A 22617-nucleotide genomic window follows, 5' to 3' on the forward strand; every position below is an offset into this window, starting at 1 on the left:
ATGGCGCGGGCGAGGCCGGCTTCCCCATCGCCTCCAACGGTGATTTCGAGGCGGTGTCCGAGATCGCCCGCCGCGCCAAGCGCGCCACCATCGCCGGCCTCGCCCGCGCCATCCCCGCCGACATCGCCCGGGCCGGCGAGGCGGTGCGCCATGCCCAGCGGGGCCGCATCCACACCTTCGTCTCGACCTCCGAGATCCACCTCACCCACCAGATGCGTAAGACGCAGGACGAGGTGGTCGAGATCATCCTCAAGACCGTGGCCCAGGCCCGCGACCTCGTCGAGGACGTGGAGTGGTCGGCCATGGACGCGACCCGCACCGACATCGATTACCTCTGCCGCTGCGTCGAGGCGGCGATCCGCTCGGGCGCCACCACCATCAACCTGCCCGATACCGTCGGCTACGCCACGCCGCAGGAATACGGCGCGATGTTCCGCTCTGTCCGCGAGCGCGTGCCGAATTCGGACAAGGCGGTCTTCTCCGTGCATTGCCACAACGACCTCGGCCTCGCGGTGGCGAATTCGCTGGCCGGCCTGGACGGCGGCGCCCGGCAGATCGAGTGCACCATCAACGGCATCGGCGAGCGGGCCGGCAACGCCGCCCTCGAAGAGGTGGTGATGGCGATCCGCACCCGCAGCGACGTGATGCCCTACGAGACCGGCATCGACACCACGATGCTGACCCGCGCCTCGAAGCTCGTGAGCCACGCGGCGAACTTCCCCGTGCAGTACAACAAGGCCATCGTCGGCCGGAACGCCTTCGCCCACGAGAGCGGCATCCATCAGGACGGGATGCTCAAGCATTCCGAGACCTACGAGATCATGACCCCGGCCTCGGTCGGGCTCACCAAGACCTCGCTGGTGATGGGCAAGCATTCGGGCCGGGCCGCCTTCCGCTCGAAGCTGACCGAACTGGGCATCAGCTTGTCCGACAACCAGTTCCAGGACGTGTTCGAGCGCTTCAAGGATCTCGCCGACCGCAAGAAGAACGTCTACGACGAGGATATCGAGGCTCTGGTGGACGAGAAGCTCGCCACGGCGCACGACCGCATCAAGCTGGTCTCGCTCTCGGTCATCGCCGGGACGCGCGGGCCGCAGCGCGCGACCATGAAGATCGAGATGGACGGCCGCACCTTCACCGAGGAGGCGGACGGCAACGGCCCGGTGGATGCGGTGTTCAACGCGATCCACGGCATGGTGCCCCACGACGCGGTACTGGAACTCTATCAGGTCCACGCCGTGACCGAGGGGACCGATGCGCAGGCCGAGGTGTCGGTCCGTCTCAAGGCCGGCGAGCGCTCCGTCACCGCCCGCGGCGCCGACCCGGACACCCTGGTCGCCTCGGCCAAGGCCTATCTCTCGGCCCTCAACAAGCTGGCGGCGACCTCCGTCCGGCTGCACGCCCAGCACGCGGCGGTGGTGTGATTCACCACTGATCTGACCCGGCGCCTCATCCCGAGGTGCTTGCGCGTGAGCGCAAGCCTCGAAGGATCCTCCAGTTCACGCGCGAGATCTGGAGGATCCTTCGAGGCCCGCTGCGCGGGCACCTCAGGATGAGGGATAGATTTGGACGAACGGTCACGCGCCGGCGTCTCGCAACATCGCTGAAGAACCCAAGACATGCCCGCCTATCGCTCCCGCACCACCACCCATGGCCGCAACATGGCCGGCGCCCGCGGCCTCTGGCGCGCGACGGGCATGAAGGATTCCGATTTCGGTAAGCCGATCATCGCGGTGGTGAACTCGTTCACCCAGTTCGTGCCGGGCCACGTCCACCTGAAGGATCTCGGCCAGCTCGTCGCCCGCGAGATCGAGCAGGCGGGCGGCGTCGCCAAGGAGTTCAACACCATCGCGGTCGATGACGGCATCGCCATGGGCCATGACGGGATGCTCTACTCGCTGCCGTCGCGCGAACTGATCGCCGATTCCGTCGAGTACATGGTCAACGCGCATTGCGCCGACGCCATGGTCTGCATCTCGAATTGCGACAAGATCACCCCCGGGATGCTGATGGCCGCTTTGCGCCTCAACATTCCGGCGGTGTTCGTGTCCGGCGGGCCGATGGAGGCCGGCAAGGTCATCATGAACGGCGTCACCCGCAAGTTCGACCTCGTCGACGCGATGGTGGCCGCCGCCGACGACCGGGTGTCGGACGAGGACGTGGCGGTCATCGAGCGCTCGGCCTGCCCGACCTGCGGTTCGTGCTCCGGCATGTTCACGGCCAATTCCATGAACTGCCTCACCGAGGCGCTCGGCCTGTCGCTGCCCGGCAACGGCTCGGTCCTGGCGACGCATGCCGACCGCAAGCGCCTGTTCGTCGAGGCCGGTCACCTGATCGTCGATCTCGCCCGCCGCCACTACGAGCAGGACGATGCCAGCGTGCTGCCGCGCTCCATCGCCACGATGGCCGCCTTCGAGAACGCGATGACCCTCGACATCGCCATGGGCGGCTCGACCAACACGGTGCTGCACCTGCTCGCCGCCGCGCATGAGGGCGAAGTGCCCTTCACCATGGCCGATATCGACCGGCTCTCGCGCCGGGTGCCGGTGCTGTGCAAGGTCGCGCCCGCCGTCGCCGACATCCACATGGAGGACGTGCACCGGGCCGGCGGCATCATGGGCATCCTGGGCGAACTCGACCGCGCCGGCCTGATCGACTCCTCCGTTGGCAATGTCGGTTCGGGTACCCTCGGTGAGGCGCTCAACCGCTGGGATGTGAAGCGGACCCAGAGCCAGGCGGTCCAGACCTTCTTCAAGGCCGCGCCCGGCGGCGTGCCGACCCAGGTCGCGTTCAGCCAGGAATCGCGCTGGGACGACCTCGACCTCGACCGCGAGGCCGGCGTCATTCGCGACGCCGAGCACGCCTATTCCAAGGATGGCGGCCTCGCCGTGCTCTACGGCAACCTCGCCGAGGACGGCTGCATCGTGAAGACGGCCGGTGTCGATGCCTCGATCCTCACCTTCACCGGCACGGCCCATGTCTTCGAGAGCCAGGATGCGGCGGTCGACGGCATCCTCAACGGTCGGGTGAAGGCCGGCGAGGTGGTGCTGATCCGTTACGAGGGGCCCCGCGGCGGGCCGGGCATGCAGGAGATGCTCTACCCGACGAGCTACCTCAAATCGAAGGGGCTCGGCAAAGCCTGCGCGCTCGTCACCGACGGCCGCTTCTCCGGCGGCTCGTCGGGTCTCTCCATCGGCCACGTCTCCCCCGAGGCGGCCGAGGGCGGGCTGATTGGCCTCGTCGAGCAGGGCGACCGGATCGAGATCGATATTCCGAACCGGCGCATCCACCTCGCCGTGGACGAGGCGGTGCTGGCCGAGCGCCGCGCCGCCCGCGAGGCCGAGGGCTGGAAGCCGGCCGCCCCGCGCAAGCGCAAGGTCAGCACCGCGTTGCGCGCCTACGCGATGCTCGCCACCAGCGCGGCCAAGGGCGCCGTGCGGCGGATCGAGCCGTAAGGCGCGCTGGAAAGCGCGATCCTTCTCTTGCTGAGGCGATCGCGAAGCGGGCCTCGAAGCGATGACGGAATCCGTCCGGGATGCTTCGGGGCCCGCTTCTCTTGGCGCCTCACATGCGTGCATGGAACGTTGCCAGGAGAAGGGATCGAACGGTTCTAGAACCCATGCGTCAGCCAAGCGGCCGCCTGCGATAGCCCGACCAAGATCCGCTCCCGAACGGCGGGAGAGGTGCAGACATAGGTCGGGCTCGGATGCGGGATCGGCACCACCGGCAGATCCGGGCGCACCTCCTTCAGCGGCGCTGCCGCGGCCTGCGCGAAGCGCCCGGCCGGGACGACCACGGCGAGCTGCGGCAGCAGGACCAACAACGGCGCGAGATAGGGGGCCGCGGCCGCCGCCTCCGAGCGGCGCGGGGCGCGGTTGAGGGCGCCGGGGGTGTGGATGACCCAGGGCACGGCATTCCAGATCAGCGTGTCCCGCCGGGCGATGCCGGCTTCCCGCAGGAAGCGGAACAGGTTGGCGGCGGTGCCGGTGGCGTTGTCGCGGGAGACGAAGCCGGTCCGGCCGATGGAGGGCCCCGGCGTTTCCAAGAGCAGGAGCAGCCGCGCCTCCACGCCCCCGTCGAGGGGATCGGGATCCGGCACTTCGGCATGGCACTCCTCGGCGATGCGGCGGGCCAGGGCGCGCAGGGGCCGGATATGCGGCGCATCGGCCATCGCCCGGCGCGCCGCGAGGGCGGCGGGATCTCGCAGGCTCTTGGGCGCCTCAGGCGAATCCGGCATCGCGCAGATCGGTTGGCAGGCTTCCCAGCAAGCGGAAGCGTTCGATCCGCTTCTCCGCCGCTAGGCGGGCCTGCAGCCCTTCGAGGCCACCGAACTGGAAGCCGATCTGCGAGGCGTAGGCGGCGCAGGCCTCCTCCTTGCGCCGCTCGGCGTCCGAATCGAGATGGACGATCTGCTCCGGGAGACGCGCGAAGAGGGCCTTGAGCGGCTCCTTCGGCTCGGTGGTGCGCACCGTGTAGGGAAAGTCGCGCCACCACAGAACCGGCAGTGGCGGCTGGGCGCCGCGCAGGGCCCGCACCACCTGCAGGTGATCGACATGGCCGCCGACGCCCTGCGGCGCGAGGATCAGATCGGGGCGGGTATCGCGGATCAGCCGCTCGAACGCGTCGGCGAGGTTCGGGCCGATCCTGTCGTCGGGACTGAGCTCGGCGAAGAGTTCGGGCGCGGAGCCGTAGCCCCGGTGCGGTGCCTCGCGGAACGGCAGGTGGACCGGCTCGTCGATGCCCAGCGCCCGGGCGGCGGCCCGATCCTCCTCACGGCGCAGGGCCATGTAGTCGATCTCGGGGGCCAGCCCCTTGTCGAGCTGACAGGCCAGAGCGAAGCCTTGCGGATGGTCGACCGAGGCGGTGAAGATCGTCGCCATCACGACCTGCCACCCGCGCGCGGCCAGCCGGGCCAGGGTGCCGCCGGCCGAGAAGGCGGCGTCGTCGAGATGCGGCGAGAGGGCGAGCGCGGTTCGCGTCACAGCAGGTGCGGCTCCTTGCGGAAGCGGCACGTCGGATCGGCGGGCAGCGTCTCGGCGAAATCCGTGTGCGGTGGCTCCCCGGCGACCTGAGCATAGACCTCCATGATCTGCCGCCCGACGGCCGTCCACGAATAGACCCTGCGGCACTCCTCGAGGCCGCTCTCGGCGAGGCGGGTGCGCAACTCCTCATCCTCCACCACCCGGCGCAGGGCGCCGGTCAGGGCCCGGACGTCGCCGGGATCGACCAGCAGGCCGTTCTCGCCGTCACGCAGGCAATCCGACACGCCGACGGAATGGGTCGAGACGACCGCCAGCCCCGAGGCCATCGCCTCCAGGATCGTATTGGAAAAGCCCTCCGCGTAGGTCGGGGAGACGAACACGTCCGCCTCGCGGTAGAGATCCGGCACGGTGTCGTAATCGGCATAGCCGGTGAAGCGGACCTGCGCCGAGGTGAACCCGATCTCGTCGGCCCTGGCGCGAGCGGCCTCGACATCCGGCCCGATGCCGGAGATCACCGCGTCGAACGGCACGCCGGCCTCCCACAGGCGCTCCAGCGCGTCGAGGAAGTCGATCACGCCTTTCCGGCGGTCGACTCGGCCGTGATAGAGCAGCCGCACCGGCTCCTCGTCCTCCAGTTCCCGGCCGCCCGGCGTGAAGCGCGCGGTGTCGACCGCGCCGGGGACGATGGTGAAGCGGGCCGGATCGGAGCCGAGCCGGTCGCAGACCTCGCCGACGAAGGAGCGGCCGCCGATCAGCAAGGCGTTGGCATGGGCCAGCACCTCGACCATGGCGACGCGGTGGGTCTCGCAGCACGAGCCGACCCAGTGGCCGTCGCCACCCTGAATCGAGACCACGGTCGGCACGCCGAGGCGCTTGCCCGCCAGTAGCACCGCCCAGCCGGTCGGGTAGCCGTACTGCGCGTGCAGCACGTCGAAGGGCTTCTTCCCGTGCTCGGCGCAGATCGTCTCGACGATCTCGTCGATGTCGCGCTCGAAATCGCCGCCTTCCTGCTCGCCGCGTTGTTCGAGGCCGATCACCCGCACACCCGGCACCGGAGGCGGCGGCCCGCCGCCATAGACCCGCGTTCCGAACGCGTCGCCGCGATACTGCGAGATCATCGTGACGTCGTGGCCGGCGCCCACCACCTCCCGCAACAGGTTCTGGGCGTAGACGCTCATGCCGGAGATCGCCGGAAAGTAGCGGCGGCTGACGAAGCAGATTCTCATGGTGTCGGCAGCCCCGGAACGGCGGTCTCGCGCGGCGCGGTGTCCGGCGCCGGAAGGCCGGGACCGGGACGGCGGCAGGTGCGCAGGTAGTCGAGAGCTTGGCCCACCATCACGTCGGCGCGGTGCGAATCGCGCGACAGCTCCACGCAGACGAGTTTTTCGAAGTTCACCGCGTCGAGGGCGTCGAGCACGGCGGGCACGTCCATGTCGCCCTCGCCGAAGGGCAGGTGGATGTGCTCGCCCCGCTTCATGTCCTCGATGGCGACGGTGCCGAGGCGGGCGGCGAATTCGTGCACGGCCTGCGCCGGGTCGCGCTCCTGCGTCACGAGGCAATGGCCGGTATCGAGGGCCAGCGACAGGCCGGGTAGGTCGAGGCCGGCGAAATCGTCGAGGGTCTCGATCAGCATGCCGGGCTCGGGCTCGAGCGCCGCCACCACGCCCTTCTCCGCCGCGAAATCGGCGACCTCGCGCAGGCCCTCGATCAGCCAGCCGCGGGCCTCGTTCCGGTCCACTCCGGGCTTCGGCACGCCGGCCCAGAACGAGACGGCCTCCGCCTGGAGGATCTTCCCGATCTCGATGGACCGCTTGAGGAACCCGACACGCCGCGCCCGGCCCGACGCATCGGCGGTCACCAGCGTCGGCTCGTGCTTGGCGGTTGGATCGAGCAGGAAGCGGGCGCCGGTCTCGATGACGGAGCCGAGGTCGAGGCGGTCGAGGAGGCTGGCGATCCGGTCGGCCTCGACCACCCAGGTCTCGGCGAAGGGGTCGAGATGGTGGATGTCGAGCGTCAGCGCCACGCCGTCATAGCCGGCATCCTTGATGAGGCGGATCGCGTCCTCGATGCGGTGATGGGCGGTGCCGTTGGTGTTGTAGGCGAAGCGCAGGGTCACGGTTGCACCTCTCCGTTGGCTGTCCGTCCAGCCCCGCTCCTCATTCTGAGGTGCCGCGCAGCGGCCTCGAAGGATAGTCCAGTGCTCGCGCGGGATCTGGAAGATCCTTCGAGGCTTCGCTGCGCTCCGCACCTCAGGATGAGGGCGAGAGCGGGATAAGCCGGGATGGCGGACTCGATCATGCCGGCCTCCCCTGAGCGCGACGGCCCTGGCGCTCATAGCGGAACGGGGCGTGGTGCGATTCCGGCTCGCGGTAGAGCGGGTAATGCGAGCCGACGATCTCTTCCGCCAGCGCCACGTCGAAGAGCGGTTGTCCGCCGAAGCGCTCCAAGGCCTCCGGCGTCAGGCGCACGGGCAGGAGCGTCTCGGTCGGCGTGCCGAAGCGGATCAGCGGGTGGTCGCGCTCGATCAGCTTGCGGGTGTTGCGCTCGCCGATGCGGTAATAGCTCATGGTCTCGACCTCGAGCCCCGGCACGATGGCCTTGACGACGCCGACCCCGCCGCCCGGCGGCGAGCAATCGACGTAGAGCACGTCGAACCCCGCCTCTTCCAACCGCTCGCGGGCGATGCGGCCACGGGCATGCCCGTCGGGGGCTGGCGTGGTCGGCAGTTCGGAGAACGCCTTGGTGCTGCGCTCGGAATAGACGGTCGCGCGCAGCACGTCGCGCAACTCGGCCGGCGAGAGATCGATCCAGGCGAGCATGGCCTGAAGCGCGCGGCTCTCCTCCAGATCGAGACTCGGCAGCGCCTTCTGGATGAAGGCTTCGACGTAGCCGGGAGGCGCCACCGTATCGGCCAGGGCCAGCGGTCCGTGCCCGAAGGTCTTGCGCACCCGCGCCGCCTGGAACTCCAGCAGGGCCTTGCGCAGGGCCCGCTCGCGATCGGGATCGCAGGCCTCGCCGCAGGCCGAGAGCGCGATCGGGCAGGGCGTCCGGGCCGGATCCGTGTCGTAGCCGACGACGTAGAGGTTGGTGAGGCCGAACTGGTCGGTGGCGAATTTCGGCAGCGCTCGGATGCCGAGGCTCGCCAGCCGGTCGAGCATCGCGCGGTTCTCGGGGCCGATGCCGTCGAGATCGAGCATCACGCCCTGGTCGAGGGCGCGGAACAGCAGGCCGTTGCCGTCCCGCTGCAGCAATTCCAGCAGGCCGTGACCGAGGGCGAATTCCACGTCAGGCCCGGCGCCGAGCCCGTTGGTGATGAGGTTGGTGAAGGGCTGATAGCCCTTGTGCAGCTCGAAATAATCGGTGGCCGCGATGTCGAGCGGCATCCAGACGGATTCGCCCGTGCGGGCGCGGATCGCTTTGGTCCAGTCGAGGGGCGTGTCACGGCCGACCGGCGAACCGGCGGGCAGGCAGAGCGTCAGCGGATCGGCCACCGAGGCGGCGCCATGGACCCGCACGAGATCGTCGTAGGAGCGGGCGATCTCGTTCTCGCCCCGGCGCGGCAGCAGGGCGACGGAGGGCATCAGGTTCTCGGCGATCTCGGCCACGGCGCCGATCAGCGCCTCGTCGTCGGTGGCGCCGTAGCCGATGCCGGAGGGCATCGCGCCGACATAGAACGGATCGTCGAGGAACAGGGCGACGAACCAGACCGGAATGCCGGTGCGGTCGAGTCCGGCGAGGTTGAAGCCGACGACGCGGCCCTCCGGCAGCACGTCGAGATAGGCGCGCACCGCGTCGGGCAGCCGCTCGGGCAGGCCCTCGATGCGGCGAGACGAACCGCGACGATAGGGTCGCGGGGCCGCCAGGCTGTCGTGGCGGGCGCGGTCGTCCCGGTCGAGGGCATCGGTCGCTGTCATGGGTGTCCCGTTCGCGGCTGACCGGCTCTGTCCCAACCCAGAACCTCATCCTTGGGTGCCGTAACGCGGCACCTCAGGATGAGGCGTGGGGTGGATGATCCGGTCTCCTCCCAAATCGTCGTCAGGCCGCGTCGCGGCCGGCCGGTGCGCCTGCCGCCGCGTAGGCGCGGGCGATCAGGCGCATGGTGTGAAGATCCCGCTCGGCATCCCAGGCGGAACGGGCCTCGCGGTCCCGCAGGGCGCGGCCGAAGGCGCGCACCTGTTCGAGGAAGGGTGAGGCTTGGCGGTCGAAGGCGATGGTCTCGGTGCGGCCCTGCGCGCCCTCGGTCAGGGTGAGCGACCCGCCGGCGGTCTGACCCATCGTATCGATGGCAGTCAGCATCCCTCGGGTGCCGACCACTTCGAGCCGGCGGCGGGGGAGCGCGTCGGGGCAGTTATAGGCGACGTTGAGCTGGGCGAGCGCCCCCGACCCCGTCCGGCCGATCAGCAAGGCGCCGTCATCGACGGCGTAATCCTGGGCGCGGGCCTGAGTCATGGCGGCGATCTCGACGATGGGTTCGCCGAGCAGGAAATCGACGAGGTCGATGCCGTGGGGCGCGAGATCCATCAGCGCGCCGCCGCCGGCCTGGGCCGGATCGATGCGCCAATTGTCCTGGCCCTCGAACGAGGTCCAGCCCCGGTCGAGCCAGCAGGCATAGACGATGCGGATCGCTGTCACCGTGCCGATCCGGCCCTCTCGGATCAGGGCCCGCATGGCGCGGTGGCCGGGGTGATGGCGCTGGTCGAAGGCGGTGCCGTAGAAGGTGCCGGAGCGGCGCGCGGAAGCCGCCATCGCCTCGGCATCGGCGAGGGAGGCCGCCATCGGCTTCTCGCACAGAACCGCCTTCCCGGCGGCACAGAGCGCCTCGACGGCGCCGCGATGCAGGTGATTGGGGGTGGCGACGTAGACCGCCTCGACCTCGGGCTCGGCGATCAGCCCGGCGAGATCGGCATGCGCCTGGGCGCCCTCCTTCTCCGCCGCCGCTCGGGAGACCTCACCCGGATCGGCCACCGCCACGAGGCGGTGACCGGCGGCGCGAATCGCGGGTGCCATGTAATCGCGGGCGACCCAGCCGTAGCCGACGATGCCCCAGCCGATGTGTTCCTCCATCACCAGCGCTCCGGCAGATCGACATATTCGCGGCGGCGCACCCGCTCCGCCTCCGGCGCGTCAGGTTTGCCCGCCCAGGCGATGGCGTGCGGCCCCTCCGAATGCAGCGGGTAGGTCGCCAGGGGCGCGTATTCCGCCTCGTACCGTTCGGACGGCCAGCGGATCGCGAAGGCGCCATCATCGGGTTTGTAGAGCGGGTTGAGCCGCAAGGCCGCCTCGGCCGGCGGCAGGGTGATGCCGTCGACGATCCGGCGCGGCGCCGGGCGCATTCCCGGCCCGGCCACCACGGAGAAGGCCTCGCAGCCGCGCAGCTCACGCGGCTCGCGCGGCTGCGGCGCGCGCGCCTCCACCAGGGCGCGGGTCAGTTCGGCATCGTCGTAGACCAGCCCGTCGGGAAACAGCTCCTCGATCTCGGCCGCCGAGATCGCCTTGCCGGCGGAGAAGCCGGGCCGGCCGCTGTTGTGGATGTGGCTGATGGCGAGCCAACCCTCTTCCCCGGCGGTCTGGCGCAGGCAGGAGAGCACGCACGGCTTGTCGTCGAGGAAATAGAAGGCGTCGTTGCAGATCGCGAGATCGACCGGCGCCTCGGGAATCGGCCAATGCGGCGAGGTCGCATCGAAGCAGAAGAGCTGCGTGCCCTTGCCGACCACCCAGTGCCGGGCGACCCAGAGCTTGGCGAAGACCACATCCGCGCCGGCGACCTTCACCCCGTGCCGCTTCAGCTCGCGCAGGTACTGGCCGATGCCGCAGGCCAGCTCGAAGGCGCAGGCAGGGCTGTTCCAGTGGGCCTCCAGCAGGCTCAAGCCTGCCAGGAAGGTCGGATCGGTCCAGCGGTTGACGAAGTAATCCCCGACCCGGCCCCAGCCGAGCCAATCGACCGCCTGGCGCAGGGTGGCGTTCTGGCGCTCCCGGATCAGCCGCCGCAACGCCTCGGGATCGGCGGGCGGGCCCGTCCACCAATCGTCCTGATCGGCCAGCAGGAGAACCAGAGCCTCCTCCTCGCGGCCGGCATCGAGATGCCGGAGAACCGCCGTGACGAGGCTGTCGCGACCGGTGCGCAGATACGGGATGCCGTCGATGACCGGCCAGCGCGCCCCGGTCTCGACATCGCGCAGGGCATGCGCGCCGTCGGCCTTCAGCGGGTGGCCGGTCTCCGGCGAGAGGAGATCGAAGGGGATCATGATCCTGGATTCTGCCGGAAAGCGCGGGACGTCACGGGATGCGCATATCGGTCAGAACGCGATCCTGGAAAGCCTTGACCGGTCCGTCATGGACCAGCTCCATCTCGCCGAGCACCGTGTCCATGGTGAGCGTCGCCGCCCGCAGGTGCTGAGCGATCTGAAGCACCCGATCGATCGAGTCGGCGGCGTGGAAGGCCCTCCCCTCGGCGGTGGCATCGTCCGGCAGGACGAGCCGGGCGGCACGGACGCTGTCCCTCAAGGGAGGATCCAGTTCGTCGAGGGCCCATTCCGAGCAGCGCCCGACAATCGGCCAGAGATGGTCGCCGAGGAGCATCTCGCCGGTGAAGCCGGCATCCGGCATCGCCGCGTTGTGGAAGTGATGCGCCATGGCGGCGAGGAACACCGTGGTCGGATCCGCGCGGTAGAAGGGGCTGAGCAGGACGCCGTAGACCGCCACGACGAGGCAATGCTCGGCATGGTTCTCCGGCGGCTCCAGCAGGATGCGCGGCTTGCCGGGGCAGGTGACGCCCGCCCGCGGCTGCTGCGCCAGAGCCCCGACGAAGCCGGGAACCGGCCCCGCCGGCAGGGCGGCCGGCTCGCGCAGGCCGGCGCGCAGCCGCTCCCGAAGGTCGGGATCGACCGCGCCTGCCACGGCGTCGAGCCCGGCCACCAGCACGTCGGAGGCCTGCCCGGCCTCGAGACCGGCAGCGGCGAGGAACGCTGCGTCGAGATCGCAGAGCCGCGCCGCGGCCAAAGCCTTGGCGGTGATGTCCAGGGCGACCGTTTCCGGCGCGGCGCCCCCGGTGAGCGCCGACCATCCTTGTGCGAACAGGCGTTCGGCGATGGAGCCTTGGCGGCCCGCCGAGCGGACCCGCTTCAGGTCACCGAGTTCGACCAGCAGCTCCCGCAGGGCGACGGGAGCGGCCGGTTCCGTATGAGAGACGGTCGCCACGGAACCGGCGCCTCAGTGCTGCGCGCCCAGCCAGTCGAACAGCATCCGCTGCTGCTTGCCGAAATCGTGCTCCGGGCCGCGGCCGTTCTTCACCATCGGTGCCTTGAAGAAGGTCGAGAGCTGCTCCTGCACGCCACCGTCGCCGCGGCTCTTGGCGAGGTCGAGCACGCGGGCGATCTCGATGACGAGGGGCGCGGCCAGGATCGAGTCCTTGCAGAGGAAGTTCACCTTGATCTGCATGCGCTGGCCCATGAAGCCGGTGACGTCGATGTTGTCCCAGGCTTCCTTGTCGTCGCCGCGCGGGCGGTAATAGTGGATGTGCACGAGGTGATCCTCGACCGGGTAGCCGAGGATGGAGTCGAGCACCGTGCCCTTGGTGTTGAGCTTCGATTGAAGCGAGTTCGGGTCGTTCAGCGCCAAGCCGTCGCGGTTGCCGAGGATGTTGGTCGAGAACCAGCCGTCTACGTGGAGCGAGCGGGCCTTCAGGGCCGGGGCCAGCACCGTCTTCATCATGGTCTGGCCGGTCTTGCCGTCCTTGCCGGCCACCGGCACGTTCATCTCACGGGCGAGTTCGAGGAGAGCCGGCACATCGGCGGCGACGCTCGGCGTGAAGTTGGCGTAGGGCACACCGCTCTTGATGGCCGCATAGGCGTAGAGCATGGCCGGCGAGATCGACTCGTCGCTCGCATCCAGACCCTTCTCGAAGGCTTCCACCGAGTTCAGCACCGGGGCCGACAGATCGGGCCATCGCTCGGTCGAGGCGAGGTTGACGACGACGACCTCATCGAGATTGCTCTCCTTGCGGAAGCGGTTGAGATCGCTGGCGATGACCGAGACGGTCTCGCGGTGGTCCTTGGCGACGATGCGGTTGGCGCCATCGATGTTCTTGCAGAACTTGGCCGAGCCCACCGCTGGCCAGGGAGTGATGCCCTTGAGCGCCTGGGCCCCGTTCTCGATGTCCTCGCGGGAGAGGACGCCGTGTTCCGTGGCGGCCGAGGCCAAGTCGTCGCCATTCAGATCCCAGCCACCGAAGACGAGATCCTTGTAATCGGCCAAGCCTGCGACCGACACGTTGGCAAGAGGCAGCCCATCCAGACGGTTCGAGCCGGATTTGATGGTCTCGATACCGGCGATAGCGGTCGTCGCGACGGCTCCGCCCATGCCAACGAACGCCACTCCGACGCGTCGACCGGTCTGAATGCCCATGGGAACACGATCTTTCTGCTGTTGTGGCGCTGACGTCTTTGGATGAGCCCAAACTGGCCGCCGCGCGGCCCATGACAACTGTGACCATCCTGGACCGTTCCGGCTGCCCAGCCGCCATCTTTGCCGCAGGGGCACGCCGCACCCGCCCGGCGGTATTGGTTAATATCTCATTAAAACAGTGACTTAACGCCCCGTTAACGGGAACACGTTTGGATCACGGGGTGGTCCCATTGTGGTCACACCCGGCGGCGAAACCTCCGCCGGTCAAAACAAAGCCCGGCCCTCAAGAACGCCGCGGCATCAACAAGGAAGACCGATGGGGGTTTACCCGGAGCCGGCGCTCTGCGCCGACGACGTGAGCCGATTCGTGCCTTGCGGTTCGGCTGTCAGCAACGAGGCCTTCTCGCGGCGCTCGCTCGGCCGCTTCACCCGTGGCCTCGCGGCCGTGGCCGCGACCGTGACGCTGCTGATGGCCGCGCCGCACGGGGCCGCCGCCTACGAGAACACCGCCGTCACTCCGGCCTCGATCCCGCTGATGGTGCGCGCCGACCTGCGTCCGGCCGGTTCCGAGGCGGAATGGGGCGGCACCGCCCTGCTCGGCCAGGACGGTGGCCTCACGGCGCCAATCGAGCGGATGCAGGCCTCGCTGGCCAATCCGCGCCTCGACGGCGATGACGATATCCTGCGCTTCGGCGACATGAGCGTGTCGCGCCCCCTGGTGGAGACCATCCTGCGCGCCTCCGAGGTGACCGGCGTCGACCCCGTCTACATGATGGCGCTCGCCGACAAGGAATCGAGCTTCGACACCAGCGTGAAGTCCTCCGCCTCCTCGGCGCAGGGATTGTTCCAGTTCGTGACCGGCACCTGGCTGGAGATGATCCGGCAATACGGCGCCAAGCACGGGCTCGCCGACGAGGCCGCCGCGGTGAAGGGCCAGGGTGCCGGCATCACCATCGCCGATGCAGGCCTGCGCAAGCGGGTGCTCGATCTGCGCAACGATCCCTACATTTCCGGCCTGATGGCGGGCGAGCTGATCAAGCGCGACCGCAGCCGGATCGAGGCCCGGATCGGCCGCGAATTGAAGACCACCGAACTCTACCTCGCGCATTTCCTCGGCACCGCGAGCGCCGGCAAGTTCCTGTCGCTGAGCGCCGAGGACCCGGACAAGGTCGCCAAGGCCGCCTTCGGCCGCGCCGCGCGGGCCAACCGCGCCATCTTCACCGAGAAGGAAGGCGGCAAGCGCCGCAGCCTCACGGTGGCGGAAGTCCACGAGAAGCTCGACGGCATGATCGACCGGCGCCTCAGCCAGTATCAGGCCATCGCCGACCTCGCCGCGCAGCAGGCCGAGGCACAGGCGGAGCCGATTCTCGATGCCCGCCTGCGCATCAACGAATCCGTCCCGCCGTCACTCGCACTCCACTCGGTGCAGTAGGCGTCACCCCCACAGCTCGGGAGGCGGCGGGAAGACCGTACTGCCCTCGTAGCGCAGGGCGGGCTCCCGGTCGCGGGCGAGCAGCAGCGGCCCGTCGAGATCGACATAGGCCGCGTGGTGGGCGATCAGCATCGCCGGCGCCATGGCGAGCGACGAGCCGACCATGCAGCCGACCATGATCTCGAAGCCGCGCGCCCGCGCCTCGTGGGCGAGCTTGAGCGCCTCGGTCAGGCCGCCGGCCTTGTCGAGCTTGATGTTGATGGCATCGTAGCGCTTCGCCAGGGCATCGAGTCCGGCCCGGTCGTGCAGGCTCTCGTCGGCACAGATCGGGATGGTCCGGTCGATCTCGGCCAGAAGCGCGTCCTCCCCCGCCGGCAGCGGCTGCTCGATGAGGCCGACACCGGCCGCGAGGCAGGCCGCGAGATTGTCCTGAAGCGTCTCCGGCCGCCACGCCTCGTTGGCATCGACGATGAGGCGGGAATCCGGCGCGCCCCGGCGCACGGCGGCGATCCGCTCGGGGTCGCCCTCGCCGCCGAGCTTCACCTTGAGGAGAGGCCGGTGCGCCGCGTTGCGCGCCGCCTCCTCCATAGCCTCCGGCTCACCGAGGCTGAGGGTGTAGGCGGTGGTGACCGGACCCGGCGCGGCGAGCCCGGCAAGGGCATAGGCCGGCGTCCCGCTGCTTTTGGCCTCGAAATCCCACAGGGCGCAGTCGAGGGCGTTGCGGGCCGCGCCCGGCTTCATGCGCCCGGCGAGATCGAAGCGTCCTCTCCCGCCTGCGATCCAGCCGGCCTGCTCCTCGAGGGCGGCGGCGACGCTCTCCACGCTCTCGCCGTAGCGGGCATAGGGCACGCATTCGCCCCGGCCCCGCACCTCGCCGTCCTCGACGGTGGCGACGACCACCACCGCCTCGGTGCGGCTGCCGCGGGAAATCGTGAAGGCGCCGGCGATGGGGAAGCGTTCGACGGTGACGGAGAGGCGGCGCGGCATCGGCGAAGATCCTCCCTCAGGCCGGAAACTCGGCGGCGATCCGGTCGACGAGGCCCTCGACGCCGAACCGCACCGGATCGGTCGCGGGCAGGCGGTGGGCCGCCTCCGTCTCGGCCAGCAATACCCGCGCCTGCGGCTCGGCCAGGGCCTGGGTGTTGATCGCGATTCCCACCGGGCGGATGCCCGGATTGGTAAGCGAGCCGCAGCGGATCGTCAGGTCGATCACCTCCTGAATCGTCGGCAGGCTGGCCTCGACCCCGCGCATGCGGGTGCGGGTCGGCTCATGGCAGACCACGAAGGCATCGGCCTGGGCCCCGTGTAGCAGGCCGAGGCTCACTCCGGCGAAGGACGGATGGAACAGCGAGCCCTGGCCCTCGATCAGGTCCCAGTGATTCGGTTCGTTGGCCGGAGAGACCCATTCGACGGCGCCGGAGATGAAGTCGGCCACCACCGCGTCGATGGCGACACCCCGGCCGGAAATGAACACGCCGGTCTGTCCCGTGGCGCGGAAATCCGCGTCGAAGCCGCGCTCGCGCATGCCGCGCTCCAGCGCCAGGGCGGTGTATTTCTTGCCCACGGAGCAATCGGTGCCGACGGTGAGCAGCCGCCGGCCCGGCCGCTTGGTGCCCTTGCCGGTGGGGAAGGTCTCGGTGGTGTGGCGGACATCGTGCAGGGCGCGGCCGTTGCGCTGCGCGGCTTCGGCGATCGCGGGAACCGAGCCGAGGCGCACATGCAACCCGCTCGCCACGTCGAGCCCGGCATCGAGGGCGGCGACGATTTTCTCCACCCAATGCTCGGGCAGCACGCCGCCGGCATTGACGACGCCGACCACCATGGTCTTGCAGCCCTGGGCGACCGCCTGCTCCAGCGTCAGGTCCGGAATGTCGAGATCGGCGGCGCAGCCCTCCATCCGGAACTGCCCGACACACCATTCGTGCCGCCAATCGTTGATGCCGTAGGCGGTCTTGGCGGCGAGCCGGTCCGGCACGTCGCCGAGGAACATCAGGTAGGGCGTGGCGATCTGCATGGCTCTCACAGTCTCCCGTCCGGCGCGAAGCACCGCCTGAGACACCGTCTATGCGCGATCCGCGCCCGCCGCGCGAGGGGGAGCCCGGCCCGTTGTTGCCACCCATTCCGGCGCTTCAGCATGAGGACCGTCATGGGTGCCATGACAGGTCGCATAAACAGGCCTTTGGATCGGAAGGGCGCGACGGTATTCGCGGTGCAGGGCAGGGCTGTGGCGGCGGTCCGTCGCTGGCCTTTGGCGGGCGAAGCGCCTAAATGCCCTGGAGGCGGGTCATGATTGACACCGCTGCGGGCGCCCAGGGCACAAGGCGCGGGCGACCAGCGGAGGCGGACGCCGTTCTCACATGAATTCTGCCGGGAAGCACAGGACGGTCGCCAAGGCCGAGCCGGCCGAGGCGAGCCGTGAGGCTGCCGCCGCGCCGACATCCGGGTCGAGGCGCGGCCGTTTCGCCTGGTTCGGAACGCTGGCGAGTCTCGTCCTCATCGTCGCCTCCCTCGGCGTGCTGTGGAAGCTCTCCGAAGAGATCACCTGGGCCGAGTTGCACCGGGCCTTCACCGCCGTCACCGGAGCGCAGCTCGTCGAGGCCTTCGCCGCCGTTGCCGTCAGCTACCTGTTCCTCACTTGCTACGATGCCCTGGCCCTGCGCCAGCTCAGGCTGAAGGTGCCCTACCGCATCACTGCGCTCGCTTCCTTCACGAGCTACGCGGTCAGCTTCACCCTCGGCTTCCCGCTCATCACCGCCGCGACGATCCGCTACTGGATCTACTCGAAGCGAGGGCTGTCGGCGGCCAAGATCGCCGCACTCACGGTGATCGCCGGATTCACCTTCTGGCTCGGCATGGGGGTGGTGCTGGGCTTCAGCCTCATCATCGAGGCGGGACAGCTCGCGAGCCTCACCTTCACGAGCATCGGCGTCAACACCAGCGTGCGCCTCAATCAGGTGCTCGGCTTCGGCACGCTCGCCCTCGTGCTAGGCTATCTCGCCTGGGTCTCGGTGAAGCGGCGCTACATCAAGGTCCGGCACTGGCAGCTCGAATTGCCGGGCGCGACGGTCTCGTTCAGCCAGATGGTGGTCGGCATCGGCGATGTCTGCGCCGCGGCCGGCGTGCTCTACCTGCTGATGCCCGAGGGCCTAAATCTCGGCTTCACCACCTTCCTGGCGATCTATGTGCTCGCCGCCATGCTCGGCATCGCCTCCAACGCGCCGGGCGGCATCGGGGTGTTCGAGGCGACGGTGCTGCTCGCCCTGTCCTACCTGCCCCGCGACGCGGTGCTGGGCTCGCTGCTGCTGTTCCGCGTCTGCTACTACCTCGTTCCCTTCATCCTCGCCCTGCTGATGCTCGGCCTCTACGAAGGGGCACTGCGCCTGCGCCGCCGCCGGGCCGCGAACGATCCGTGACCCGGCCGGACTGCTAGACCATGCTCACGCACACGACCCGTCCGGCATGGCTCGGCGCGACGATGGCGGTTGCCGTCATCGTCTTCGCGGAGGCGATCGGCGGAACGGTCGATGTCGCTCTGATGCTCTCCGCCGCCCTCGCTCTCCTTGTCGGCGGCCTGCTCGGGCGCAGCGGACACGCGTCGAGCCTGCCGCTGACGGAAACCGGCGCCCCCCGGCGCCATGCCATCGCCGAGGCCCTGCTCGCCAACATTCCCGATCCCGTCATCCTGGTCGATCGCCGGGTCGTGGTGATCGAGGCCAACCCCGCTGCCCGGCGACTTCTGCCGGGCCTGAAGCTGCGCCACCCGCTCTCCTTCTCCCTGCGCTCGCCCGATGTGCTCGACGGCATCGAGGAGGTGCTGCGCACCGGAAACGCGGTGAGGACCGAATACGCCACCCGGGTGCCGACCGAGCGCGCCTTCGAGGTGCAGATCGGCGCCCTGCCGATCCCCGAGATTCCCGGCAGCGGCGAGGCCAACATCGTGCTGTTCCTGCGCGACCTGACCGCCGCGCGCCGCCTCGAGGCGATGCGGGTCGATTTCGTCGCCAATGCCAGCCACGAACTGCGCACGCCGCTCTCGGCGCTGCTCGGCTTCATCGAGACGCTTCAGGGTCCCGCGCGGGACGATGCCCGTGCCCGGGAGAAATTCCTGGGCATCATGCGCAGCCAGGCCCAGCGCATGACCCGGCTGATCGACGATCTGCTTTCGCTCTCCCGGATCGAGCTGCACGAGCATGTCGCGCCGACCAAGACCGTCGATCTCGGCCGCCTCGCCCGGCAGATGGTCGACATGCACGCTCCGCTCGCCCGCGAGCGCGGCGTGGAGTTGAAGGTCGAGCGGCCCGAGATCCCGCTGCCCGTGCTCGGCGACCGGGACGAGTTGCTCCGCGTCATCGAGAACCTCGTCGAGAATGCCGTGAAATATGGCGGCAGCGGCGGCGTGGTCGCCGTCTCGCTCCACCGCATCGAGAGGCCGAACGGACGCACCGCCTGGATCGAGTTGCGGGTGCGCGACGAGGGGCCGGGCATCGCCCCCGAGCATATTCCGCGCCTGACCGAGCGCTTCTACCGGATCGACACCGCTTCGAGCCGCCAGCAGGGCGGAACCGGGCTCGGCCTCGCCATCGTCAAGCACACCCTCAATCGGCACCGGGGAAAGCTCACCATCGAGAGCGAGCCGGATCGCGGCACCACGGTTCGCGTCAGCCTGCCGGAACACCGGCCGAACCCGGAGGCCGAGGGAGCGGTCGACGTCGTCGAGGGCGGATAGCCTTCGGGCCTTGACCTTCCCATCATGGGAAGGCCCATCTGAGGCGGTATGGATCATGTTCTGAACCGCCCGACCTCATCCTCCGCATCTCCCGACAGGGGAAGGCTCACCCGCGTGACCCTCCCCGTCGAGGGGATGAGCTGCGCCTCCTGCGTCGGCCGGGTCGAGCGGGCGCTCGCCGCCTTGCCCGGTGCTGCGGATGTGGCGGTCAATCTCGCCACGGGACGGGCGAGCCTCAGCCTCCCACGCGAAGTGTCCCCGGCCCAGGCCGTCGAAACGATCCGCGATGCCGGCTACGACGTGCCCGAATCCGTCACCGCCATCGGTGTCGAGGGCATGAGCTGCGCCTCCTGCACCGGCCGGGTCGAGCGGGCGCTCGCCTCCCTGCCCGGAGCCGTTTCGGCGAGCGTCAATCTCGCCACCGGCCGGGCCGAACTGCGCCATGCCGCCGGCCTCGTTTCGATTGAGCAGATCGAGGCGGCGGTACGGGAGGCGGGCTACGAGCCGCGTGCCCTCGATGCCGCGCCGGATCGCGCGCAGGAGGAGCGGCAGGAGCGGGAAGCGGCGGCTCTGCGCCGCGATCTCGTCCTCGCAGCCCTGCTGTCGACCCCGGTCGTCATCCTCGACATGGGCAGCCACCTGTTGCCGGGCTTCCACCATGCGGTGACCGGTCTCGTCGGGATCGGCGGTTTCGCCTGGCTCCAGGCCGTGCTCGCGACCCTGGTGATGGCGGGGCCCGGCCGCCGCTTCTTCCGCATCGGCGTGCCGAACCTGCTGCGCGGCCATCCCGACATGAACGCTCTGGTCGCCCTCGGCGCCGGAGCGGCCTACCTGTTCTCACTGGTCGCGACCGCCGCGCCCGGCCTGCTGCCGGAGGGAGCGGCGCATCTCTATTTCGAGGCGAGCGTCCTCATCGTCACGTTGATCCTGCTCGGGCGCAGCCTCGAAGCACGCGCCCGGGGCAGGGCCGGCGCGGCCATCGCCCGGCTGATCGACCTTTCGCCCAAGACCGCCCGGCTGGTCGAGGCAGAGGGCGAGCGCGACGTGCCGGCCTCCGCCCTCCGCCTCGGCGACCGGGTGCGGGTGCGCCCCGGCGAGGGCGTGCCGGCGGACGGCACGGTGGTGGCCGGTTCCTCCTTCGTCGATGAGGGCATGATCACCGGCGAACCCGTGCCGGTGGAGAAGGGCGAGGGCGCCCGCGTCGTCGCCGGCACTCTCAACACCACCGGCAGCTTCGATCTCGTCGTGGACCGCATCGGCGCCGACACGGCGCTGGCGCGGATCGTGCGGATGGTCGAGGAAGCGCAGGGGGGAAAGCTGCCGATCCAGGCCTTGGTGGATCGTGTCACCCTGTGGTTCGTGCCCGCCGTCATCGCCATCGCCGCGCTGACCTTCCTCGCATGGCTCGCCTTCGGCCCGGCCCCGGCCCTCGGCCATGCCCTGGTCGCCGGGATTGCCGTGCTCATCATCGCCTGCCCCTGCGCCATGGGGCTGGCGACGCCGGTCTCGATCATGGTCGGCACCGGCCGGGCGGCGGAGCGCGGCGTGCTGTTCCGTCAGGGTGCCGCGCTCCAGGGCCTGCGGGACATCGCCGTCATCGCCCTCGACAAGACCGGAACCCTGACCGAGGGCCGTCCGCGCCTGACCGATTGCGTCACTGCCGCCGGCTTCTCCCGTGACACGGTGCTGGCCCTGGCGGGCGCCGTCGAGGCCCGCTCCGAGCACCCGGTCGCCCGCGCCATCGCCGAGGCGGCGCGGGAAGTTGGCGCCGTGCCCGCAGCCGAGGCGTTCGAGGCGGTGCCGGGCCACGGCGTCTCGGCAACCGTCGAGGGGAGACCGGTCGCCCTCGGCAACCGCCGCTTCATGTCCGAACTCGGCATCGGCACCGCCCCCCTCGATGCCGAGGCGGCGCGGCTCGCCGGGGAAGGCAAGAGCCCGATCCTCGTGGCGGTCGATGGCGGTCTCGCGGCGCTGCTGGCGGTGGCCGATCCGATCAAGCCGGAGGCGAGGTGGGCCCTCGACACTCTGCGTGCGAGGGGGCTGCGTGTGGCGATGCTGACGGGGGACGCCCGTGCCACCGCCGAGGCCGTCGCCCGCGCGCTCGGCATCGACGAGGTCGAGGCGGAGGTGCTGCCGGAAGGCAAGGTGGGCGCCTTGCGGGCCCTTCGCCAGCGGTACGGGCCCGTGGCCTTCGTCGGCGACGGCATCAACGATGCCCCGGCCCTGGCGGAGGCGGAGGTCGGCATCGCCATCGGGACCGGCACCGACATTGCGGTCGAGAGCGCCGACGTGGTGCTGATGTCCGGCGCCCTCGGCGGGCTGGTCGAGGCGGTGGCCCTGTCGCGCGCGACGCTCGCCAATATCCGCCAGAACCTGTTCTGGGCCTTCGCCTACAATGCCGCGCTGATTCCGGTCGCCGCCGGGCTGCTCGCAGTCTTCGGCGGGCCTCGGCTCTCCCCGGTCCTGGCGGCGGGAGCCATGGCGTTGTCCAGCGTCTTCGTCGTCGGCAATGCGCTGCGCCTGCGCCGGGCAGGAGCCAGCTCATGACGGCCGGCGAGCGCACCGTGACTATCGGCGAGGCGGCCCGGGCGACCGGCGTCTCGGCCAAGATGATCCGCTACTACGAGGAGACCGGCCTGCTCGGCCCCGCCGGCCGGACCGCTTCCGGCTACCGCCTCTACGGGGAGAGCGACCTCCACGCCCTGCGCTTCGTGCGCCGCGCCCGCGATCTCGGTTTCTCCATGAGCGAGATCGCCGAGCTCCTTGCCCTCTGGCACGACCGGTCCCGCGCCAGTGCCGCGGTCAAGGCGGTGGCGCTTGCCCATGTCGCCGACCTGCGTCGCCGTATTGCCGAGTTGGAGGCAATGGCCCGCACCCTCGACCATCTCGCCGAACGCTGCTGCGGCAACGAGCGCCCGCATTGCCCGATTCTGGACGATCTGGCGGGCGGCGCCGAATCCGCGTGATAGGATCGCCCGCGAACGGGAAGCGCAGCCTGCTTCAGCCTCCGTGCAACCCTTCGGCTCAAGCGTGGCCGTTGACCCGCCGTTGGCCTTCTGCTTGCTGGGGCTGAT

Annotated in this window: 18 protein-coding genes; 7 read left to right on the forward strand and 11 right to left on the reverse strand. The window is 69.9% G+C overall.

Annotated features, from left to right (window positions below; genetic code table 11):
- Together MZTS_RS17705 and ilvD are read left to right on the forward strand one after the other, a co-directional pair.
- Window positions 1-1424: 2-isopropylmalate synthase (locus MZTS_RS17705; protein ID WP_192284828.1), on the forward strand; the 1424-nt coding region annotated here is incomplete at its 5' end.
- Between the two features lie 195 nt (window positions 1425-1619).
- Window positions 1620-3455: a dihydroxy-acid dehydratase gene (gene ilvD / locus MZTS_RS17710; protein WP_192284829.1), complete on the forward strand. Its 1836-nt coding sequence runs from the start codon at window positions 1620-1622 to the stop codon at window positions 3453-3455.
- 155 nt (window positions 3456-3610) lie between these two features.
- On the opposite strand, the gene MZTS_RS17715 is transcribed toward ilvD, so the two are convergent.
- The 9 genes from MZTS_RS17715 to MZTS_RS17755 form a co-directional block, all read right to left on the reverse strand.
- A complete protein-coding gene (locus tag MZTS_RS17715) occupies window positions 3611-4237 on the reverse strand; it encodes a uracil-DNA glycosylase (protein ID WP_192284830.1) in 627 nt (208 codons plus the stop codon).
- Window positions 4221-4982, reverse strand: coding sequence for a PIG-L family deacetylase (locus MZTS_RS17720; RefSeq protein WP_009865817.1), 762 nt, complete (start codon window positions 4980-4982; stop codon window positions 4221-4223). Before MZTS_RS17720 ends, MZTS_RS17715 begins: the two co-directional genes overlap by 17 nt.
- Window positions 4979-6208: a glycosyltransferase family 4 protein gene (locus tag MZTS_RS17725; protein WP_192284831.1), complete on the reverse strand. Its 1230-nt coding sequence runs from the start codon at window positions 6206-6208 to the stop codon at window positions 4979-4981. The genes MZTS_RS17720 and MZTS_RS17725 overlap by 4 nt, the downstream gene beginning before the upstream one ends.
- Window positions 6205-7098, reverse strand: a complete 894-nt coding sequence (locus tag MZTS_RS17730; protein WP_192284832.1) for a TIM barrel protein — start codon at window positions 7096-7098, stop codon at window positions 6205-6207. Before MZTS_RS17730 ends, MZTS_RS17725 begins: the two co-directional genes overlap by 4 nt.
- 178 nt (window positions 7099-7276) lie before the next feature.
- Window positions 7277-8896 (reverse strand): YcaO-like family protein, encoded by a 1620-nt coding sequence (locus MZTS_RS17735; RefSeq protein ID WP_192284833.1) that lies wholly within the window; start codon window positions 8894-8896, stop codon window positions 7277-7279.
- Between the two features lie 121 nt (window positions 8897-9017).
- A complete protein-coding gene (locus tag MZTS_RS17740) occupies window positions 9018-10046 on the reverse strand; it encodes a Gfo/Idh/MocA family protein (RefSeq protein WP_192284834.1) in 1029 nt (342 codons plus the stop codon).
- Window positions 10046-11227: a class I SAM-dependent methyltransferase gene (locus tag MZTS_RS17745; protein ID WP_192284835.1), complete on the reverse strand. Its 1182-nt coding sequence runs from the start codon at window positions 11225-11227 to the stop codon at window positions 10046-10048. The genes MZTS_RS17740 and MZTS_RS17745 overlap by 1 nt, the downstream gene beginning before the upstream one ends.
- Window positions 11228-11258: 31 nt before the next feature.
- Window positions 11259-12137, reverse strand: coding sequence for an HD domain-containing protein (locus MZTS_RS17750; RefSeq protein WP_192284868.1), 879 nt, complete (start codon window positions 12135-12137; stop codon window positions 11259-11261).
- Between the two features lie 54 nt (window positions 12138-12191).
- Entirely contained in the window at window positions 12192-13385 is a 1194-nt protein-coding gene (locus MZTS_RS17755) for an inositol-3-phosphate synthase (RefSeq protein WP_192284836.1), read from the reverse strand.
- A gap of 316 nt (window positions 13386-13701) precedes the next feature.
- On the opposite strand from MZTS_RS17755, the gene MZTS_RS17760 reads away from it, so the two are divergent.
- The gene (locus MZTS_RS17760; RefSeq protein WP_192284837.1) at window positions 13702-14817 is read left to right on the forward strand and encodes a transglycosylase SLT domain-containing protein; all 1116 of its coding nucleotides are present in this window, start codon (window positions 13702-13704) and stop codon (window positions 14815-14817) included.
- Window positions 14818-14820: 3 nt separating this feature from the next.
- Here the strand turns inward: MZTS_RS17760 and dgcA are convergent, their stop codons facing one another.
- Both dgcA and dgcN read right to left on the reverse strand, forming a co-directional pair.
- Window positions 14821-15804, reverse strand: a complete 984-nt coding sequence (gene dgcA, locus MZTS_RS17765; RefSeq protein WP_192284838.1) for an N-acetyl-D-Glu racemase DgcA — start codon at window positions 15802-15804, stop codon at window positions 14821-14823.
- Between the two features lie 16 nt (window positions 15805-15820).
- Window positions 15821-16831 carry an N-acetyltransferase DgcN gene (dgcN, locus tag MZTS_RS17770; protein ID WP_192284839.1) on the reverse strand — a complete coding sequence of 337 codons (1011 nt, stop codon included), beginning with the start codon at window positions 16829-16831 and terminating at the stop codon, window positions 15821-15823.
- Window positions 16832-17174: 343 nt separating this feature from the next.
- Between dgcN and MZTS_RS17775 the strand changes: the two genes are divergently transcribed.
- From MZTS_RS17775 to cueR, 4 genes are read left to right on the forward strand one after another with little or no spacing between them, the layout of a single operon-like run.
- Complete coding sequence (locus tag MZTS_RS17775; RefSeq protein WP_192284840.1) at window positions 17175-18230, forward strand: lysylphosphatidylglycerol synthase domain-containing protein; 1056 nt, start codon at window positions 17175-17177, stop codon at window positions 18228-18230.
- A 20-nt stretch (window positions 18231-18250) separates the two neighbouring features.
- Entirely contained in the window at window positions 18251-19543 is a 1293-nt protein-coding gene (locus MZTS_RS17780) for an ATP-binding protein (protein ID WP_192284841.1), read from the forward strand.
- A gap of 48 nt (window positions 19544-19591) precedes the next feature.
- Window positions 19592-22090: a heavy metal translocating P-type ATPase gene (locus tag MZTS_RS17785; protein WP_192284842.1), complete on the forward strand. Its 2499-nt coding sequence runs from the start codon at window positions 19592-19594 to the stop codon at window positions 22088-22090.
- A complete protein-coding gene (cueR, locus tag MZTS_RS17790) occupies window positions 22087-22509 on the forward strand; it encodes a Cu(I)-responsive transcriptional regulator (RefSeq protein ID WP_192284843.1) in 423 nt (140 codons plus the stop codon). Before MZTS_RS17785 ends, cueR begins: the two co-directional genes overlap by 4 nt.
- Window positions 22510-22617 lie beyond the last annotated feature (108 nt).

Origin of the sequence: Methylorubrum zatmanii, from assembly GCF_014845115.1 — a bacterium.
GTDB classification, from domain to species: domain Bacteria; phylum Pseudomonadota; class Alphaproteobacteria; order Rhizobiales; family Beijerinckiaceae; genus Methylobacterium; species Methylobacterium zatmanii.

Coding starts and splice junctions, on each gene's coding strand:
- ilvD (WP_192284829.1), top strand. CDS start 1,620: ATGCCCGCCTATCGCTCCCGCACCACCACCCATGGCCGCAACATGGCC.
- MZTS_RS17715 (WP_192284830.1), bottom strand. CDS start 4,237: ATGCCGGATTCGCCTGAGGCGCCCAAGAGCCTGCGAGATCCCGCCGCC.
- MZTS_RS17725 (WP_192284831.1), bottom strand. CDS start 6,208: ATGAGAATCTGCTTCGTCAGCCGCCGCTACTTTCCGGCGATCTCCGGC.
- MZTS_RS17735 (WP_192284833.1), bottom strand. CDS start 8,896: ATGACAGCGACCGATGCCCTCGACCGGGACGACCGCGCCCGCCACGAC.
- MZTS_RS17740 (WP_192284834.1), bottom strand. CDS start 10,046: ATGGAGGAACACATCGGCTGGGGCATCGTCGGCTACGGCTGGGTCGCC.
- MZTS_RS17745 (WP_192284835.1), bottom strand. CDS start 11,227: ATGATCCCCTTCGATCTCCTCTCGCCGGAGACCGGCCACCCGCTGAAG.
- MZTS_RS17755 (WP_192284836.1), bottom strand. CDS start 13,385: ATGGGCATTCAGACCGGTCGACGCGTCGGAGTGGCGTTCGTTGGCATG.
- MZTS_RS17760 (WP_192284837.1), top strand. CDS start 13,702: ATGGGGGTTTACCCGGAGCCGGCGCTCTGCGCCGACGACGTGAGCCGA.
- dgcA (WP_192284838.1), bottom strand. CDS start 15,804: ATGCCGCGCCGCCTCTCCGTCACCGTCGAACGCTTCCCCATCGCCGGC.
- dgcN (WP_192284839.1), bottom strand. CDS start 16,831: ATGCAGATCGCCACGCCCTACCTGATGTTCCTCGGCGACGTGCCGGAC.
- MZTS_RS17775 (WP_192284840.1), top strand. CDS start 17,175: ATGAATTCTGCCGGGAAGCACAGGACGGTCGCCAAGGCCGAGCCGGCC.
- MZTS_RS17780 (WP_192284841.1), top strand. CDS start 18,251: ATGCTCACGCACACGACCCGTCCGGCATGGCTCGGCGCGACGATGGCG.
- MZTS_RS17785 (WP_192284842.1), top strand. CDS start 19,592: ATGGATCATGTTCTGAACCGCCCGACCTCATCCTCCGCATCTCCCGAC.
- cueR (WP_192284843.1), top strand. CDS start 22,087: ATGACGGCCGGCGAGCGCACCGTGACTATCGGCGAGGCGGCCCGGGCG.